Raw genomic sequence first — 19,085 nt, forward strand, 5'->3', positions numbered from 1 at the left:
AAGACATGGGAAGATTTGCGTATGATCACAAAAAATAATGAAACAATGCAAAATGCTGCGGACTCCTTATATCAGCTCAACTCAAACGCAGTAGCCCGCCAGTGCGCACAGTCACGCGCTGATGCCGCCCCATGTCATCACCTGAGGCGGTTCCTGTTTTTCCTAATCCAATTTGTTATGTAAATTTTCCGCCACAGACTCCATGTACTCGTTCGCCTCCATCTCATACATCAGCTCTGTGAGCTGTATTCTCTTGTTCGTGCGCATTTTGATAAATCCAGTTACTCTTTCCGGTGTCGATGTCAATTACATACTTAATAAAAATCCCCTTTATATATCCTTTGAAACTTTTGTGTAAAATCCCTTCCCATATATCTCCGCTCCGGAGCATGACGCACCGCCATATTAGACACCAGTGCACCATCTAGCAGACTATACCCCCTCACCCTGCTCTGGTACACAAACACGGCTCTTCCTTCATCTATCAAAATTCTATGCAGTCGCTTGGTAATAACTCCCTGATTCGGAATCCCTTCCAATTCTCCCAAGTAAGTCCACTCTCCATCAATTTGGCGAAGAAAGAAAACACCTTTATCTATGCCACGCATCACCCAAAAACAAATTTGGTCATCCACAAATACTGCCCCATTCATAACATGAGAAAATATTCTGCTCAAGATAACCGTTTCCTTATCATCTTTAAGTTGGACTATATTGCCACAAGTGCACACTCTCCACCGTCCATTTTCTGATACTCCAATTACCTTCTCTCGTTCACTCTGCTTTTCCGGGGTTATCGATTTATTTTGCTGTCCAGACGTTTTTACCGCTCCAGCATTTTCCTGATTCAATGTAACGGAGATTGTGTCCGTTCGGAAAATGTGAACTCTGTCAGCAGATATATCAAAACGCAGAATAAAATTCTGAATGCGTTCCAAATCGCCATTCCCGAAACATCCAAAATACCAATGCAATCTCTTGCTATCTTTATTTTGCCTTATAACCTCCGCAAAATAATCCCAATCCACCGGATACAAGGAATGTCCTATCGTAATAACCTTATCAATTTCCGAAAGACTTTCAAAGAAATTCTTATGTGCATCAATAATTTTGTCGCAATGTTTCGTCAAACTATCATCCGCTTCTACAATTTCTCGAAGAGCAACTTGCTGCGCATCATAGATCATCTGCATACGATTTCCGGACAAATTAATTCCCTTCCAATTCTCCTCGAAGTCAAATTGTGAATCACTTGCTTGCGGTTGATGTCCCAAAACCAGCTTGTCCGCTGGCGCTCCTTTGTTCATTCTCCGACATCCATGTATGTAACAGACATCACTTTCCGGAACTCCATATAATTTCTCTATGAACTCTGTATAATTAAAATCAAGAAACTTCCGTTCAAGAAAATCGCCTGTCTGAATAATACTTTTGAGCGGACGACAATCCGTATAAACCTGTAAAGAATTAATCCACTTCGTAAACCTATCCATCAATTCCACCGAAAGCTCCGTTGCCGGTGCTGCTGCCATCTCAGCTGCGGCAAAAAAATCTGCAGCCTGCGCATCCTCATCATAAGCATCCATGGCATCCAACAACGTATCCAGAACAAATGGCTGACTCATTGCTTCAACGTTCATTGTTGCCAAAGCGCCTTCAAAATCGGCCCATAAGTCATCAGACTCAAGATAGTTTTCTAAAACAAAGCGAATATGACTGTGCTTCCCAATCGTATTTCCAAAATCATAATAGCTTGACCTCACTCCATGCATCAGATCAAATCCATTTCCAATGATATAGAGAATTTTTTCCTTCGGATCCGGAACTACATGCTCCAACGGAATGATGTCAAACTGCCCTTCCAAGTCCTTAAGAGCACTATAATACCGCTTAACATCCTCAGCCTTTTTCCTCTGCCATTCTTGATTCTCCTTCTGTTTCCGTTCCTGCGCTTGTTTCGCATAGTGTACCTTACGGCATATCGGGCAATACTTCGGTAAAGGACGCTTTCTCACAGAAAAGTATTCCTGCTCGGATTGTCTTATTACAAATATTTGATTACAGTTTTTACACGTGACTTCTACATCTCTCATATGCGTTCTTAACTGAAAACCTCCTCTGCCCGTCTCAAAAGTATATCCTAACCTTTTGGGACTACACTTTTTTGACCATCTTAATATTTTAATCTATTTTCTCAAATTTGCTGCTGGCATTCTATGTATGGACTATGGATCGTTTACCTCATATTCAAAAAATTCTTGACTTTCCCCCCGTCATTCGCTATTCTGAGTTCACAACACATATATCCATTTCAAGCAACTCGGTTGCCAGATCATAACGAACCATTTTCAATTATCAATGGATAATACAATTAAATATTTTAAATCATTCTGATTTATTTTTGCTTTTTGGGGGTGTGAAAATAAATCCTTATGATATATACTAAAGGAAAGGTAGCATACAATTTTACGCTCTTTAAAGAGATGCCGGAATTCAATGCACTGTATCAGCTTCTCAATGTGAAAACGAAAACTCTGTACAGTGAAAAATTTTCGATTCATGTGATTGATCTAAGCCGCATCGATCTTGCCACAGAAGAGGATCTGCACTATGGAATTGACCGTTGGGCAAAACTTTTCAAAACAAAGACATGGGAAGATTTGCGTATGATCACAAAAAATAATGAAACAATGCAAAAAGCTGCGGACTCCTTATATCAGCTCAACTCAGACGCAGTAGCCCGCCAGTGCGCACAGTCACGCGCTGATGCCGCCTATTGGGAAACCATAAAAAACAATAAGCTTCGCTATCTGGAAGAAGCCAATTCACAATTGACGCAAACCATTGATCAGCAAGCTTCTCGGATTGACCAACAGGCCTCGCAGATTGACCAACAAACCTGGCAAATCAATCAACAGGCCTCTCGTATCGCTGAATTGGAAGCCGCCCTTGCTAAGCAAAACAAATAATATGTAGCACCGAACCGCCCCATGTCATCACCTGAGGCGGTTCCTGTTTTTCCTAATCCAATTTGTTATGTAAATTTTCCGCCACAGACTCCATGTACTCGTTCGCCTCCATCTCATACATCAGCTCTGTGAGCTGTGCAATCTCGATCGGATCATCCGTTTCCTGACGGAATTTACGAATCGTTCCATACGCAATATTTTGCGCAGGTCCTAAAACAATCGAACGCATGAAATCCCACAATTTCTTTTGGCTATATGCCCCCTCGGAACATGCCTTTCTAAAATCTTCCCATCCCCTTTTAAATATCGGTTCCCGAACCTCTCCATCACTATGAAAAAGATACTCATATTTTGAAAATATATCATCTTCCTCATCTGTATGCTCTTGTTCGTGCGCATTTTGATAAATCCAGGTAAATGAATTAATTTCTTTAATAAACGCTGCCGTATCTGCATCCGGTCCAAACGAGCCATCGTATTCACCGCAGCTCCAATCTTCCTCGTTAAATTGCTTCGGTTCACAGCCAACCTCTTCCACCAAAGAAACCGCAATATGATACAAATCATCCTTCACACGAAACAAACTGTATAACTATTTATGAGAGTGGGCATATCTTGTCAAGCCCTTGCCGCCACAGCGATGCGATAGCAGGCTTTATAAGATGTGTTCAATCTCATATCCTAGCCATAGCAAAAACAATTGTAGATGAAGTGGCTCACTTTGCACCGGACAGGTGGAGTAATTAGAACCAGATTATTCATTTAACCAACACCATATCATTCTTTAATGGGTCGATTTCATTTGCTTTCTTGCGATTCCCATGATAACATTTATTTTGGAGACTAATCGGCTGTCCAATCGTCTGATTATCAACCTCAAACTATGTCCATCATAATTAACAATTACTCTCTACCCACCTGAAAATTTTTAACCATGCACTTTATGCGTTTTTCCATGTCAAATAGCTCTTTTAATTGTTTTCCATTTTCTTGAGTCATATAGTATCCATGTTGCCATTTGATTTTTTTGTAGTTTTTTGCTTCATAATATGTCAATCGTTCATTCTCACCCACATCAAATAACTTGCGTATTCCATCATAGTCAGAATCTATAATGTTTCCTATCAGCAATGCATCTTCTCGCTTTGGATTTAATAGGAATTCCATGTATCTATGAAATCCAGTTCCAACTTCAACAATATTTGGTACTCCATATTCCTGCCAATCCCTCACAAATTGAAGCGCATATTTCTGAATAGGTTGAATGATTTCTGCATTTTTTTCTTCTACTCCATCAATTTCATATTTTACTTTTACTATATTATCTTCTTCGTATAAATATTGTGCCGTTCCAGTGTTTTCAAACATAAGATGTTCCAATACAATAGAATATTGTGCAAACATTTGTTTTTCATAGTTTGTTGCACCAATATCTTCGAGCCACACTCTCACTGATGAATCAAGTTCTTGTAGACATTTTTGTGACGCTGTAAATTGTATGCCTATAATGTTATTGTCAACCAAACTCCCTATACTTCGCTGCGTACTTCCGTTAATGCTATTATTTACAAATAATATTTTTTTATCTATGGCTTCGATTTGATTCAAATATCTTACGAGAAAAACAAACTGTTCCTGCATTTTGCTTTTTTCATGTTCAAGTATCTTGCTAAAAACAGTCTTAAATTCAAGAGTCTTAAAATCCGATTTTTGCACATACCCTGTTGGAAATTCATTTTCCAACAATAACTGTGTTACAAACCTTGGTGATATAAAGAGTAATCGTGCAAGTTCTTCACCAGAATACTCGTCTCTATACGGAATTAACTCTTCAAATTGTTTCACTGTTGGATTTTTGTATAGTGATGGCCAACGAATCATATTTTTATTCAACCTGACATATTCTGTACTAGCATTCTCTTCAGTACAAATTATGTCATACACCAATTTAATCAGATATCCCTCACGTGCCACAAACGCAATCCTATTGGCTTGCTCTTTTTGACTTATTTTTTTCAACCAGGAACAAAAATCAAAGAGCAATGGTCCAATAACACTGTACCCAATACGTGCCTGTATTTTTTCGTGTTCATCCGCTATTGTTCTTAAGTGATTCCATACAAATGTATTTAAAATATCCGTATCCAAAGTATTTCTTTTTGAAAGATAAGGTTCTATATTATTCCGATGTGCCAACCTCTCAAAAGACTGTATTCCGTATCTTCTTGGTGATTCTATATCAGTTTTTTGATTGTCACCAATATGACAAATATCATTCGACTCAATTTTTAAGTCATGTAAAACAACTTCGAACAGTTCACCTGATAATTTTGTTTTCCCACTCTCGCAAGATATAAACAATCGGTCATATTCTGCTCCTATTCTTTGCAAGATTCTCTCAATTGTGTCCCTATCAAGATACATATCCGTTGTTACAACAACTTTTTGTCCACGCATATGACATTGGTTCATAAAATCCACCATAACTTGATTTGCCGAACACGTACTCATCTCTAGAAACTTTTCAATACACTCAAGTTTATTGCAGATTTCACGTGAATAATCTAATTCAGCATATATGCTTTCGATCGTAACCTCTTTGTAATGTGCCTTCTTGCGTGCTAATGCTTCCGCTTTGATTCTGCGCTTTCTAAATCCCCAAACCCGCTTTGAATTTCTTTTGTTGTATTCTCGCTCCACCAAATAAAATATCAATTCCGGTTTAGAAACGGCTCGGCACATTAACGTATCGAATAAATCGATAGAAATATACCTAAATCGTTCAGTTTCCTTCAAAAGTTCCTCTATGCTTAATTGTTGCATTTTTTACTTCTTTCCCACCTTTACTTTAGCTTTCTTTAAAATATTATAAAGAGTATCCATGACAATCTGATTTTTGGTTACTATCTGCAATGCAAAATAAACAATAACACTTACTCCAACCTTCACAAATATTCTGATAAAAATATTGATTTCTAAATTTCTAAACATAAAAAGCACCAATACTATACCGCAACTTCCGATAATGCACTGCACCATCGTCCGAATGCCATTCAAATGTGTATAATACTGTTTTGTAATATGAATATAAATCAAGAATACGGTCGTTTCCGCAATCAATGTTGTTAAAGCTGCGCCATTTTCTTTCCATATTGGAATAAAGATAAAATTCAGAAGCAGATTCACCACTGCACCGATGATAGCACCATCCAAAGTCACCTTTTCTCTTCCATAAGGAATCAAAATTGTACTACTATGCATTGTTGAAAATAAAGCAAAGAAAAGAGAACAACTTAGAATTATCATAGACGGTCCTGCCTCAAGATAATCCTTTCCTGCAATAAAAAAGATAATATCTTTATTCATAAATGCCATTCCAACCATACACGGAATCACAAACGTCATCATCATATTAAAACTCTTTGACAGAAATTCATCACTTTTCTTCTGATTCCCTTGCGCAGCAAGAATCACTGCTCTTGTTTGCAAAACATTACTCAATGCAAGCAAGCATGATTTTACCAAATTATATACTTTGGTTGATACACTGTAAATTCCCACATTATAATCGGTTCCCATGACACCCAACAATGCAGTATCTGTCTTATTGTAAATCATAACAGAGATATAAGCAGAAAACATAAGCAATATTGGTTTCATATGTTTTCTAAAATTGATGTGGAATGTCAATTTAATATCGCAATATTTTTTGCTACAAACAAATTTTATGATGTTCGATCCACTGGATGCAATTACTGTAATAAAAGCATATATATATATATCTGTCCTTTTGTGAACAAACACAAACATTGCTGCAACAGACAGAAGATTAAATATTATGCCCAATATAGCAGTAAAATTATAATCCTCAAAAATAACAAAGAGCCAACTCATACCAATTGTTGTCATAGGAATTGTAACGCTAAAAATCACAATTAATACGGCATATGAATGAAATGTATTCACAACAAATGTCGCCAAATATAATGCGACCATTGCTATCGTATTCGATAACATACTAAGACTAAACAACTCGCTCATCAGATTGCTTAGTTCTTTGTGATTATCTCGAACTTTAGCCCCCTCTCTCTGCCCATATGTTGGAATTCCCAATAGCGCAATGGTTGCAAATATCTCCACGAAATTTTTAGCATAATTGTACTTCCCTAACTGTTCAACGCCAAAAATACGCGATATATATGGAAATGTGATCAGCGGAAAAATAATCGTCGAAACCGATTGTATCAAACTAAACAAGGCATTAATTTTTACTGACTTTTTCTCCAATCCGTTATTCTCCAATCATTGTTTCTGTAGTAACAAACACCATATATAAACCTATAATATTCATAACAATTGGCCAATACAAGCCTTCAAAAAAGAATAGTTCAAAAAAAAGAGCAATTAATCCACTACATCCAAACAAAACATTCTTATCTGTTGTATAAATCACTCTTTTTATTGCATAAATAATCATTTGCAAAAAGAGCAGGAAACCGAACACACCATAATTCATTAATATCGTGATGTACATATTATCAGTCGTTTGCGACCATGCCACCTTATCGCCCATTGTGTTCCAAAAATATATAGGATTTTCTATCATAAAAAAAGAGGCAGATCCGGTTCCTTTTCCAAATATAATCTCAAAAACAGAATTTCCACTAAGACTAGTAAAATAATTTGCTATCACTCCAAGGCGTATTCCCTGTTCGCTTCCTGTAAACATTTGAAGTATGCGATAAACAATACTGTCAATAAAAATTATTATCTTATCGTGAAAGATTCCCATGCATACACTCGCTACCAAAAGAATAATTGCTAAATATATCAGAGAGTTTTTCGTGTAGTTTATTTTTCCACTAAGCAAAGCCCTAAACGTACCATTTTTTATCAAATAAATAATTGTGGAAATCACAATAGCAATCATTGCCATACGAGTTTTTGTACACAATAAATTAATTAAAATCAAAAGTATATATGTGCTTTGCTTATTTTTTGATTTGTAAGGGAAATATAATGCCAGCTCAAAAAAGAATGTCAAGACAATTGCATAACCTATTGGATGACTAAAGATAGAAATAACTCGTCCTTCCGATACCAGATATTGATTTACATAATCTTGATTTCCAAAAAACTTTGTAATGTTGAATCGTGTTATTTCTTCAATCACACCAGCTAACATTAGAATCCAACTAGCCTTTTTTACCCATTTAATTATATGACCACTATTTGCATAATAGCTCGTCAGATATGACGCCCCAAAAGCAAGTACCAGCATGTCAATCAATTGAGTTTTTATATAGACATTTGATTTAAACCCTGTGGCAACCAAACAAAAAAAAGAATTTATTATACCATACACTACAAAACAATTATACTGCTTTACTAGTTTATTTAAATGTAAACCTTTTCCCTTTTTATAAACCAACAACCATGCTATAATACATCCAGCCACTAGCCACATATATGAGCGTCCAATGCTGCCCCCCATTAATATTGATAATATTACAAACGCTATCCAAGCAAAATCTGTTACGCTAATACTCATTTATCATCTTTCACCTTCCCTTAAAAAATATTTTTCCCCATCTCTATCAGTTCCTTGTAGAACAACAATTCTTCCAACTTTCATCGACAGATAGGTCTTATTTAACTCAATCAGCTTTTTCTTATAATCTTCTGTTGCCATAATAAACCTTATTAAATGCCCACACCTCATTCCCTACTACAACTTTTGTCGCAATGCTTCCTGCCACAATTACTATATTTTGCCCAGAGAACATCCCTGTATTAAATTTGATTACGCTCCTACCATGCAGTTATCATCTAATATAATACGCCTACTTTGCCTAAAAGTTGTTCAGCCTTGAGATCAACCAGCCATCCAATGTTAAAAATGTTCACATTTTAAACTCAAAACCTTTTTCGCTTATTTTTTTAGCGGGTATCCCCCCCCATGAAGTATGCGGTTCCTCGATATCCTTGCATACAACTGCATTAGCTCCAATAATCACATTATCCGCTATTGCAACATTTTCAAGAATTTTTACTCCTGGAGCAATATAAACCTCATTCCCACCACGAACGCCTGCACTCACATTAACATCACTCTGAACCACGCAAAACTCTCCAAATTGTGCTGTACCATTCACAATAATAGAGCCATAATGAAATAATGCCAAACCTTTACCAAAACTATTTATTCCAATTTGAATTCCTGTTTTTACACTCAGTTGCTTATAACGGGCATTCAAGAATTTTCTATATATCTTTGAAATAATATCTGATTTGCAATTTGTGTAATACTCTAATTTTCGCATCAGATTCAAATAATTATACGTATAATCCCCAAACAGATGGGCATGGATTTTTTTCTTCTTATTTGCTTGCCTATCAGCTTCCAAATATTCGTAGTATTCAGGCTTGCTATTAATCACTTTATTTCTCCTCCCCAAAAAATTCATCTTCAAGCATCAAACACAGACAATGATACACCGGAAGATGCAGTTCCTGAATCATATAAGTTTCAGTTTGCGGAACTTTAATACACACATCACTCATTTGCCCCAACTTACTGTTCTTTGCACCAGTAAGGCCGATTACTTTCATGCCTTTTGCATGTGCGGTGGTCGCCGCATAGAGCACATTCTTACTATTACCACTTGTCGAAATGCCTAAAAACACATCTCCCGCTTTACCATAGCCATTTACCTGCTGTGCAAAACACAGAAGCGGTTCGCAATCATTCATGTACGCAGTAGACAATGCAGAATGTCCATCCAGCGCAATAGCAGGAAGTGCACCTTGCAGGTTTTCTGCCAAAACAGCCCCAAGCTCTTCATTTTCCTTAATAAGTTTATCTGCAAAATCCAAATCTGGTTTTCTAGGGAGTTTGAAGCCTTTCATCAATTCTCCAACAATATGCTCTGCATCTGCAGCGGATCCACCGTTTCCAGCAACCAACAATTTGCCGCCATTTTTATATGAGTCTGCAAGCAAATAGTATGCTTCTATAATTTCTTTCTTAACGGATTCTAATGTCGGATATCTATCGCAGAGAATCTCAACATGCTTCGCAATGTTTTCTTTTAACTCATTCACTTTCTCTTCCTCCACAAACTCCAATCTTCACAGCAGCCGGCTAACAAATTCGCCCAACGACTTCACTGTTTCGGTCTGTCCATAATTTTCGTCATTGTCGTTCAAAAACACCGTCTTGCATCCAGCATTAATACCAGCTTTAACATCGTTTTCACCATCGCCAATCATCCATGACTGTGACAAATCAATGTTAAAATCCTCCGCCGCTTTGAATAACATTCCAGGCTTCGGTTTACGACAATCACATTCAATCTTCAGTTCCGGACATTCTCCTTCATATCCCTTATGAGGATGATGCGGACAGTAATAAATCGCATCAAGATACGCACCCTTTTCTCCAAGAAGTGTTTCCATTTTGTTGTGAATTCCTTCCAACTCTTCAAAGGAAACTTCGCCGCGAGCTATAACAGGTTGATTTGTCACAACAATAGCAAGATAGCCAGATTCATTGATTTTACGAATCGCTTCAGCAACACCATCAATCAGCGCGAACTCATCTATACTTCTAAGGAATCCAACATACTTGTTGATTGTTCCATCCCTGTCAAGGAAGATTGCTTTCTGCTTATGTTTTAGATTTTTTGCTGAAATTCTTCCTTCCTTGTAATCTTTACATACAGAATAGTACCGATCAGGAGTGCCCATATCTTTGACATACTCAGGGCTATCATAGCAAAACATCTTTCCTGTTCCGGCTAGCGGTTTTAACAACTGGCGGTCCAAATCGACCTTTATGGGCTTACCATCCACACCAGTCTTCCCTACCAAGTCGGCATCAATATTGACAAGCTTCAATACTTCAGAATTGATAACATGCAAGCCAGCATTTACACGATTCCTGTAATACTGCGGACGCTCATCTTCTTTTGCAAGCCATTTTTCAACCGCATCATTCTTGTCAGTAACAATCAGTCCACTGTCATAGGGATGGCTATTCGGATGCGTGAAAAGTGTAACTAATCCACCGTGTTTCTGATGAAAAGCGACAAAACGTTTGAAATCCACATCAAACATCGCATCAGCATTCAGAAGGAGAAAATCTGATGTCAACTTATCCTTAATTTTGAACAACGCACCAGCATTGCCAAGTGGTTCCTTTTCAAAAAAGTACTCAATATGTACGCCAAACGGCTTGCCTGTTGCTGGAGAATTCCCAGAACCATCACCAAAGTAATCCATAATTATATTTCCCAGGTAGCTTACTGTCATGATAATGTCATAAAATCCCTGATCTTTCAGACATTTGATCTCTCGTTCCAACACGGGGATGCCTTCAATTTTTATCATCGGCTTAGGAATATCACTCGCTACAGAGGAAATACGAGTACCTTTTCCGCCTGCCATAATCACAACTTTCATGCCTTTAATCCTTCGGTGTATAGTCTTCCGGTGTATAATGGATTACACGTGTTCCACCATCTTCAAATTTGAACGGAATATAGAGCAAATCACGCATCGCCCACCGAACAGCATCCTGTCGTTCCGGCTGTACATAGAACACAAGGAAACCACCACCGCCAGCACCCAGTAGCTTTCCCCCCAAGGCGCCCGCAGCAATACCCTTTGCATAAAGTTCATCAATGTTATTTGTGGACACCGCAGATCCAATCTGGCGTTTCAGCTTCCATGTGTGGTCCAGCATTCTGCCAAAATCGTCCAAATCCTTTTCTTTGTCCGTCAAGACTTTTTCTGCATCATCCACAAGCGACAGCATTTCTTTTAACTGTGCCGTTTTATCGACTTTACCTTCGGCATTTGCTTTTTGCACATCGAAAGAAAAGCGAGTAAAGCCAGTAAAGAACATCATCAAATTCTGGTTAAGCTGTTTTTTTCTCTCCGAAGAGATAATTACAGGAAGAACTTCATAGCCATCCGCATTGAAGTTGATGCGATTAAACCCACCAAACGATGCTGCAATCTGATCTTGCCAGCCACCTGCTTCCTGACACAAATTTCGTTCCAGATAAATTGCTTCATCAGCCAATTTTTTCTTGTCGGCATATTTGCCTTTCAGCGCATAAAAAGCATTCAGCATTCCAACTGCAAAAGAACTTGAAGTTCCTAAGCCAGAACGCGCAGGAAGATCGGCTTCATATGTAAGACGAATTTCGTGCATATCCAACATCTTCATCGCATTACGAATTGCAGGATGCTGAATATCCTCAATATAGGTCACGCGTTCAGTCTTGGAATAAGACAGTTCTGTTGAATAATCAAAGAACCGTGGTAAGTGGCGCACATTCACATAGCAGTACTTATCAAATGTGGTAGACAAGACGGCACCACCATGTTCCTTAAAAAAGTTCTCCATATCTGTTCCACCCCCAAAAAAGGACATTCGGAACGGGGTCTGTGTAATAATCATTTATTTTCTCCCACACATTTATTTATCATTTCAGAAATTACCCTTTCAGCATATTTTTCAGAAAAACCACTTTCATATAGTTCTCGAATTTTTGGATTAAAATGGTGCTCATCATCGCTTAGATTAAGTGCTTTATGAATTTTCGCTACGAACTCATCCGCAGTATTAGCGCGATAGAATAAAACATCCCAATAGTTTTCTGGAATCTTCTCTTGATACCCCTCATAGCTTTCATTCGAGCCCACAACAATTTTCCCAAATGCCATTGCTTCCGCAACTTTAACCTTCATTCCACCGCCCTCAAATATCGGGCTAATCACAATATCTGCATCACGGTACAGTTCTTCAATACTCTCAATATATCCTTTGATCATGACTCCATTTGGATAATGTTTCTCTCTCAATTTGTCCATTCCACGACCGGCCACTATCACTTCTGCCTCACTCTGTAATTTTGGATAAACCTTATCTATAAACCAATCGATACCATGAACATTTGGAAGATAATAACCGCCAAAGAACAGAATTTTCTTCTTTTTATTAGGATTTTTTCTAAAGAACTCATCCGACAATTTGATATCCATATACACACTAAGCTGCGCTTCCGGCTTTTTTCCATATGCATTAATGAATAATTTTTCTTCCCTATCGCCAAGCACAAAATTTACATCTGCATACTTAGCGGTCAATTTTTCATTAGACAACATTGCGAGCATTACTGGTTTTTTATATATTGGAGCGTTTTTCATCCAATCTCTCGCCAACTTTGCCTTAACATCATGATAATATGCCAACACTGAAATATTGGGATATGATATTTTGATTCTTCGAATCATTTTCCCATAAATAGAGTTGTCAACAAAAATCACGTCTGGTTTGGTTTCAGAAATAATACCTAGGATTTTTCGTATTGAATTTTTATCAATATAAGTCGGATAGCCACGTAAGCAGTTCAATAATAGCGTTATATTATTGTGAACACTCGATATAACGATGTGTTCCTTATTCACGTTATTAGGTTTTGATTTTCCTACAAGAGCAATCAAATCCACATTTCCACTTCCATAAAGATTCTGAAGTGTTTGATAGTGTACCCTTGCAGATGTTTTTGATCCACTACTATCAGTGTAATAAAAGTCAGTTACATATAGCACCCTCATATCTCTTTCATTCCTCTCCATCGGTATTTTACAATCATTTTATTTACCCAGATACTTCTCGACTAAATATCCATATACAGTTTGTTTTCCATTCACTTCTAGCACATACTCATGTTTCCATGACAGCTTTGAAAACACCGTCTTCGTATCTATTAACAACGATGAATTATTCACATAGGAAGCATTCATGCTATGCATTAATGCAAAAACATTTTCATTTGTTGGCTTAATTTCTGAAATTTGCTTAGCTGCAACCGCATCGCGCCTAGAGATGTAATTAATAAAATAATCGAACATCACATAATCTATCGGATGATTTTTATGCATCCAATAGTAATAATGGTACTTCAATGTTTTTTCAATCAATGAATTACCTTTCTTTGCGAAAAAACAGAATGTCGTCCATCGCCCATATGAAGGATCTTTTGTCTTTTTTCCAAAATTCAAGCTGAATAATTCTTCCCTAAAATACTCCTCTGGGATATCATTTGATACAAGTACTGTTGCATCCAACCAAGCGCCACCGTAAAGATATAATAAGTTGAGTCGAATCATATCGCTCAAATGTGTGCGTGATATATACCCTCTCGAAAATTTTTCCATAATAAAATCCGGCAGTTCAATATAGTCATAAAGGTTTTCTTCTGATAAAACTATAACCTGGTGCCCTGCACTATGTTCTTTTATACTTTCTACGCAGCACTTAACGATATCTGGGGCTTTTTCTATTCCTTGGTACCACATCACCCAAATAGGTTCGTTTACAATATTGCTCTTTAATGGTTTCAAATTTATTTTAACGTTCTCGCACTCTCCAGTTTCAACGGTTCTTATCAAGTAATTCTCAATCAACCTTTCGTTAATTTCATTGATCTTCCACGCAATGCGAGAATTACTTTTCAAAGTCACTCTTCTAAGAGATTTAATTGCGAATATATTTACGCCAAATTCCTTCATATACTGAATTTTATCCACTGTATCCTCCTTATAAGAAGCACTTTCTCCCATTATTTTACTTTTCTCATCATAAATTTATATGATTTCACAATAAATCACAGTTGTCCTTTGTTATCATATTAGTGTAGATTTTATCCAGTTGTTTCACTGAACAGGCGATATTGTATTTTCTGATTTGTGAAAGATGTTTTTCTTTATAGAACAGTCGTTCTTGATTAGATTGTCGTCTAATTTCAACTACTGCCTTTGCCCACTGTTTTGGATCATCATCAATGGACTGCCAATTTATATCACCTAAGTCTACTTCTCTCGTAACTTTATCCGAAACGACACATGGCAATCCTGATATTTGCGCCTCTAGCAATACTACTGGAAGTCCCTCATATCTCGATGGAAAAACAAATATATCCATCGCAGAGTAGAGAGCTGTGGGATTATCTGTTTCACCATACAAGATAATACGATCCCTGTATGGATGCTCCTTTACACGAGATTTAATCTTTTCTTCATCCGGTCCGATTCCCACAATAAGAAGAATCGCATCACCTCGTATCGCAGCTACTTCTTTAAATACGTCCAACAAGTATTCCTGATTTTTCTGTTCGTTGATGCGTCCGATATGTCCAATAAGCAGTTGATTTTCTACACCCAATTTATTTCTTACTGCATCTCTGTTCTTTTTAGAAAACGCAAAATCGTCTGTATGAAAACCGTTTGGTAAAACCTCAAAATTATTTTCTCCAAACAACCAGTTTCCCGCTAACCGGCCACAAGCTAGTGCCTTTGTATATACTGTTCTAAAATACGGATTTAACAGCCTATGTACTCTCATATTGGGGCAGGTACTATTATGACTATGAGCGATTCTGTTTTTGACTCCTGCCAACTTTGCAATTGTCAATTCTACGGCCATCATTGAACTACTACCATGGTCGTGTACAATGTCATAATTTCCCGCTCTCAATGCTTTCCATAGTGCAACATAATGTTTCTTAGGATTCCCATGCCGTGACGGAAGAGCCTCTAAATGGATACCATTCTCTAGGCACTCCTTTTCATATTTTTCTGAAATGGGTTTTCCTACAAGAATGGTTAAATCGTACTTGTTCTTATCCAATGCCTTACCGTAATTCATCATCACTGTTCCAATTCCGGTAATACCAAAATGATTTGTGACCATCGCCACTTTGATTTTTTTATTCTTCATTTTCATTATCCTCACAGTCACAAATCCATTGAATTGAAATGTTTAGCGATTGCTTACATTAACATGATATTTTAATTTTCTAACTCTCATAGCAAACGAAATCGCTACCGGACATACCCACATAATGACTGCTCTTAGTTTATTTTGTTTCGATGTCGGCACATATAATGCACTCAAAGCATCTTTTCTTGTCACTTTCAAGCATTTTTTGTACATTTCTGGATATTCTTTTTCTACCCTAGCAAGAACACACATGTCGTAAAAATCCGAGTGTGTTCTCCAATTTGCGTATGTCCACGCTGCATCAATTCTCTTTGAGTGAATCTTCAAATTCTGTTTAATTACATCCAAAGCCCATAATCCACATTCGCACTTTTTAATCGAAAACTTTGTCATTGCGCTCGTTGGATTATCGCGGCGATAATAATAAGTTTTTCTTTTTCCTACAACAACTTTATCAGCTTTCTGAAAAACTGCTACATTAAAGTTAAATCCTTCTCCTATAAATATTTCTGGAATAAAACGGACATCCTCTAAAAAATCTGCTCTGAACAATTTGCAATAGCATCCAATCGGAACTCGATAGCATAAAATGGCTTCTACTGCATCTTCACCATTCCAAGTTGTAATTTCATCGTTCTTAACTTGTTTTTCATCAAAGTTTCCAAACATTTGTGTTGTCAGTGCAATATCAGCATCATTCTTGATCAGCTGCTCCAGCATATATTCAACATAGTCTGGCATCACATAATCGTCACCATCAACAAAACAAATAAAACCACCACTTGCTATTTCCATTCCAGAATTCCGAGCAGCACTTACGCCACCATTGCTTTTGTGAAGCACTTTTACTCGATCGTCCTTTTGCTTCATCTGGTCGCATATTAAGCCAGAATTATCTGTTGAGCCATCATCAACCAAAATAATTTCTATAAAGTCCCATGTTTGCGACAGAATAGATTCCACACACTTTTCCAGGAAAGGAGCCACATTATATACTGGTACAATAACAGACACCTTATAATTTTCTTCTGTTACTCCCCCCCCCCACTTTTTGAGGAGTCTAACTGCTCCAGCCGGAATCACAGCTTTTAGCCGTTCTTTTGGCTGAATACCAACTTTCAAGTCACCCATAAAATTATCCTCATCAATTTTCTCGTAAAATGTATTTCTCTCATTCGGCCTCATACTCGGCTTTATGAGATTTCCTTGCTTTACCATTCCCTCCTCCAGCGTTGCCTCTTCCACTTCTGCAAGAACCCGCATCATTTCAAAGAGCTTTTGGCCTTTTTCGGTATTTACAAATACACTGGACACGCCCTTTGGAGAATAGAAGTTCGGATGGTTCTTTGCACTTCCCCAGAAATCACCCACTGTCAAATCTCCCACACGGCTCGTATTCGCATAAGCACACTGATAACAGCTCTCCCTATAGCAGTCGCCATCCATAAAATGTTTTCCATAGCGATCAAGGGAGAGTGTCTTTGTCTTTGTCTTTGTCTTTGTCTTTAGCAGGTATTGTGTTCCCCAACCTCTCTTGTCTTTGGAACGGAAGTTGAAATAGATTACTCTGCCAGCCATCTGCTTGTTCTGGTATTCCAGATACTTTTTGAAGAACTTCGGCGAAGGCACACCGTGGCAAATCAAATCAACCGTATATAAATTTTCTGGATTGCCACCCAAAAAAGCATACAGGCCTGCAATCTGGCAGGGAGTTCCTGTAAAAAGTACCGTTTTCCCCTCTGACAAACGCTGTTTGACCTTTGTGTAGCTATCTTTCGGGTCAGACTGAACATACTTAGAGGACTGTAGTTTCTCTCTTTCTGCTTCATCTGTCACTTCAATGTGACTTACTGCCAGCTGCTCGTCATAGGCAGCACCATAAACCACACCGCCCATTTGCAATATAGTTTTCGCTGCACTATCCGCCGCACCGCCAGATGCAGAGCGCATAATATCCACATCATTTTTATTGCGCCACGCCCAAACTTTATGTGGCTCATTCCGATGAAATTCCGTATTTTCTACTGGACACTTTTTCAAGCACACCTTGCACTCAATGCAGCTTTTTTCATCAACAGACGGATACCAAAATCCCTCTTTGTTTTCTACCATAGAGATACAGTGTTTTGGGCAGCTTTGCTCACAGCTTTTACATCCCACACATTTCTCTTTTATCCTCGATATGTTCTCCATTTTATCCCTCTAAATTTTTTCTCAGATACTCCTTCGCCACTTCTCTATGTGCTTTCAACTGCTCATCAACTTTCGCGTAATCAATCGCCTTTTCATTGATGTTTTCTGCATCTTCAATTTTCGTTGTCATCCGATTGGCCAGTCTCAGTCGCTTTAGCAAATCGCTCAACTTTTCTTCATTACCATAGCTGTTACCTACACTCTTGCGAATCAATGTTGTAAACGGCCGATGTGTGATCACCGAGAAGATGCTACCGTGGAAGGTATCGGTAATAACTTCTTCTGCATTTCTGAAATAGGCCAGAACCTCAAAGGGTGAGCAGTCCACGAATCGGTCTGCGCATTTTTGGATACCACCAATTGCATATACCTTCAAATTCTTTTTCTTTGCATAAGCAGCAATCCAATCTGCCTCATCATTGGAAATGCGGCCTGCATACGCGTACAGAATCAAATACTTCTCATTAGTCTGAACCCGTGGGATTTTGTCGCAGCAGTTCATGTAATCATAGGTCAGAACCGGATCCAGATTGTACACTGGTTCTTTCCCAGTGAGCTGCTCTACAATAGTTCCTGAATTAGTATCTCGTACAGAAATCGCGTCAAACTTCTTCAACAAAGCTCCGACTTCATTGGCCTTTTTATACTTTTCCAGCTTTATTAATGTTGTATTGCCGAAAGACGCTGCATAAGTGATAAGTTTCTTCGCATGGTTATTTTTTCCAAACAATTCTGGCGAATAACCCACATTGGAATTTTTTTGAATACAGTTAAAAACCTCGTCACTGCCAATCACAAGACAATCCACTGTCGGATTGTAGTTCATTTCATCCGTAATTCCTAAAAGTGGCATATACTTTTGAGCGAAAGACTGTTTATATCGGATGAACGATAATTTGTGTGCAAGAGGAGCCCGATACTGAAAGGTTTCCAGCCCCTTTTCTATCTTTCGGACAACCTTATTTTTACTATCTGCATTTTCTGTAATTACTGGAGCACCTACATGGTAGTCCACAAATTCCACATTACAGCCAACTTCCTCCATTAGCTGCTTCAATGCATATGCCTGCAAAAACGACCCGTAGTTTGCAATGCGCTGCATCGACATGATTCCGACTTTTTTCATC

At 37.9% G+C, this 19,085-nt stretch carries 17 protein-coding genes; 2 read left to right on the forward strand and 15 right to left on the reverse strand.

The window, feature by feature from the left end:
• On the forward strand, positions 1-183 hold a 183-nt coding region (locus tag DXD06_RS17345), incomplete at its 5' end, for a hypothetical protein (RefSeq protein WP_207661914.1).
• Positions 184-314: 131 nt separating this feature from the next.
• Here DXD06_RS17345 and DXD06_RS11130 read toward each other — a convergent pair.
• On the reverse strand, positions 315-2,093 hold the full coding sequence (locus DXD06_RS11130) for an AbiH family protein (protein WP_117831849.1): 1,779 nt from the start codon (positions 2,091-2,093) through the stop codon (positions 315-317).
• 339 nt (positions 2,094-2,432) lie between these two features.
• On the opposite strand from DXD06_RS11130, the gene DXD06_RS11135 reads away from it, so the two are divergent.
• A complete protein-coding gene (locus DXD06_RS11135; RefSeq protein ID WP_117831851.1) occupies positions 2,433-2,969 on the forward strand; it encodes a PD-(D/E)XK nuclease family transposase in 537 nt (178 codons plus the stop codon).
• A 52-nt stretch (positions 2,970-3,021) separates the two neighbouring features.
• Here DXD06_RS11135 and DXD06_RS11140 read toward each other — a convergent pair whose 3' ends face one another.
• From DXD06_RS11140 to DXD06_RS11200, 14 genes are all read right to left on the reverse strand, one after another.
• Positions 3,022-3,531: a hypothetical protein gene (locus DXD06_RS11140; protein WP_117831854.1), complete on the reverse strand. Its 510-nt coding sequence runs from the start codon at positions 3,529-3,531 to the stop codon at positions 3,022-3,024.
• A 341-nt stretch (positions 3,532-3,872) separates the two neighbouring features.
• The gene (locus DXD06_RS11145) at positions 3,873-5,792 is read right to left on the reverse strand and encodes an HAD family hydrolase (RefSeq protein ID WP_117831856.1); all 1,920 of its coding nucleotides are present in this window, start codon (positions 5,790-5,792) and stop codon (positions 3,873-3,875) included.
• A gap of 3 nt (positions 5,793-5,795) precedes the next feature.
• Positions 5,796-7,256 (reverse strand): flippase, encoded by a 1,461-nt coding sequence (locus tag DXD06_RS11150; protein WP_158569526.1) that lies wholly within the window; start codon positions 7,254-7,256, stop codon positions 5,796-5,798.
• Positions 7,257-7,260: 4 nt separating this feature from the next.
• Complete coding sequence (locus tag DXD06_RS11155) at positions 7,261-8,520, reverse strand: O-antigen ligase family protein (RefSeq protein ID WP_117831860.1); 1,260 nt, start codon at positions 8,518-8,520, stop codon at positions 7,261-7,263.
• A 3-nt stretch (positions 8,521-8,523) separates the two neighbouring features.
• Entirely contained in the window at positions 8,524-8,661 is a 138-nt protein-coding gene (locus DXD06_RS17135) for a hypothetical protein (RefSeq protein WP_158569527.1), read from the reverse strand.
• A gap of 211 nt (positions 8,662-8,872) precedes the next feature.
• Positions 8,873-9,409 carry a serine acetyltransferase gene (locus tag DXD06_RS11160; protein ID WP_117831862.1) on the reverse strand — a complete coding sequence of 179 codons (537 nt, stop codon included), beginning with the start codon at positions 9,407-9,409 and terminating at the stop codon, positions 8,873-8,875.
• A 1-nt stretch (position 9,410) separates the two neighbouring features.
• Complete coding sequence (locus tag DXD06_RS11165; protein WP_117831864.1) at positions 9,411-10,073, reverse strand: D-sedoheptulose-7-phosphate isomerase; 663 nt, start codon at positions 10,071-10,073, stop codon at positions 9,411-9,413.
• A gap of 27 nt (positions 10,074-10,100) precedes the next feature.
• The gene (gmhB, locus tag DXD06_RS11170) at positions 10,101-11,432 is read right to left on the reverse strand and encodes a D-glycero-beta-D-manno-heptose 1,7-bisphosphate 7-phosphatase (protein WP_117831866.1); all 1,332 of its coding nucleotides are present in this window, start codon (positions 11,430-11,432) and stop codon (positions 10,101-10,103) included.
• Between the two features lie 4 nt (positions 11,433-11,436).
• Positions 11,437-12,438, reverse strand: a complete 1,002-nt coding sequence (locus DXD06_RS11175) for a GHMP family kinase ATP-binding protein (RefSeq protein WP_117831869.1) — start codon at positions 12,436-12,438, stop codon at positions 11,437-11,439.
• Entirely contained in the window at positions 12,435-13,619 is a 1,185-nt protein-coding gene (locus DXD06_RS11180) for a glycosyltransferase (RefSeq protein ID WP_117831871.1), read from the reverse strand. Before DXD06_RS11180 ends, DXD06_RS11175 begins: the two co-directional genes overlap by 4 nt.
• Positions 13,620-13,637: 18 nt before the next feature.
• The gene (locus tag DXD06_RS11185) at positions 13,638-14,573 is read right to left on the reverse strand and encodes a capsular polysaccharide synthesis protein (RefSeq protein ID WP_158569528.1); all 936 of its coding nucleotides are present in this window, start codon (positions 14,571-14,573) and stop codon (positions 13,638-13,640) included.
• Positions 14,574-14,640: 67 nt separating this feature from the next.
• Positions 14,641-15,762 (reverse strand): glycosyltransferase family 1 protein, encoded by a 1,122-nt coding sequence (locus tag DXD06_RS11190; RefSeq protein WP_158569529.1) that lies wholly within the window; start codon positions 15,760-15,762, stop codon positions 14,641-14,643.
• Positions 15,763-15,804: 42 nt separating this feature from the next.
• Positions 15,805-17,958 carry a glycosyltransferase gene (locus DXD06_RS11195; protein ID WP_117831881.1) on the reverse strand — a complete coding sequence of 718 codons (2,154 nt, stop codon included), beginning with the start codon at positions 17,956-17,958 and terminating at the stop codon, positions 15,805-15,807.
• Position 17,959: 1 nt separating this feature from the next.
• Complete coding sequence (locus DXD06_RS11200; protein ID WP_117831883.1) at positions 17,960-19,084, reverse strand: polysaccharide pyruvyl transferase family protein; 1,125 nt, start codon at positions 19,082-19,084, stop codon at positions 17,960-17,962.
• Between the last annotated feature and the right edge of the window lies 1 nt (position 19,085).

The sequence above is a fragment of the Roseburia sp. TF10-5 genome, assembly GCF_003462365.1.
GTDB classification, from domain to species: domain Bacteria; phylum Bacillota; class Clostridia; order Lachnospirales; family Lachnospiraceae; genus Roseburia; species Roseburia faecis.

Excerpts from the sequence above, each read along its gene's own strand:
- DXD06_RS11130 (WP_117831849.1), bottom strand. The coding sequence starts at position 2,093 with ATGAGAGATGTAGAAGTCACGTGTAAAAACTGTAATCAAATATTTGTA.
- DXD06_RS11135 (WP_117831851.1), top strand. The coding sequence starts at position 2,433 with ATGATATATACTAAAGGAAAGGTAGCATACAATTTTACGCTCTTTAAA.
- DXD06_RS11145 (WP_117831856.1), bottom strand. The coding sequence starts at position 5,792 with ATGCAACAATTAAGCATAGAGGAACTTTTGAAGGAAACTGAACGATTT.
- DXD06_RS11155 (WP_117831860.1), bottom strand. The coding sequence starts at position 8,520 with ATGAGTATTAGCGTAACAGATTTTGCTTGGATAGCGTTTGTAATATTA.
- DXD06_RS17135 (WP_158569527.1), bottom strand. The coding sequence starts at position 8,661 with ATGGCAACAGAAGATTATAAGAAAAAGCTGATTGAGTTAAATAAGACC.
- gmhB (WP_117831866.1), bottom strand. The coding sequence starts at position 11,432 with ATGAAAGTTGTGATTATGGCAGGCGGAAAAGGTACTCGTATTTCCTCT.
- DXD06_RS11175 (WP_117831869.1), bottom strand. The coding sequence starts at position 12,438 with ATGATTATTACACAGACCCCGTTCCGAATGTCCTTTTTTGGGGGTGGA.
- DXD06_RS11180 (WP_117831871.1), bottom strand. The coding sequence starts at position 13,619 with ATGGAGAGGAATGAAAGAGATATGAGGGTGCTATATGTAACTGACTTT.
- DXD06_RS11190 (WP_158569529.1), bottom strand. The coding sequence starts at position 15,762 with ATGAAGAATAAAAAAATCAAAGTGGCGATGGTCACAAATCATTTTGGT.
- DXD06_RS11195 (WP_117831881.1), bottom strand. The coding sequence starts at position 17,958 with ATGGAGAACATATCGAGGATAAAAGAGAAATGTGTGGGATGTAAAAGC.
- DXD06_RS11200 (WP_117831883.1), bottom strand. The coding sequence starts at position 19,084 with ATGAAAAAAGTCGGAATCATGTCGATGCAGCGCATTGCAAACTACGGG.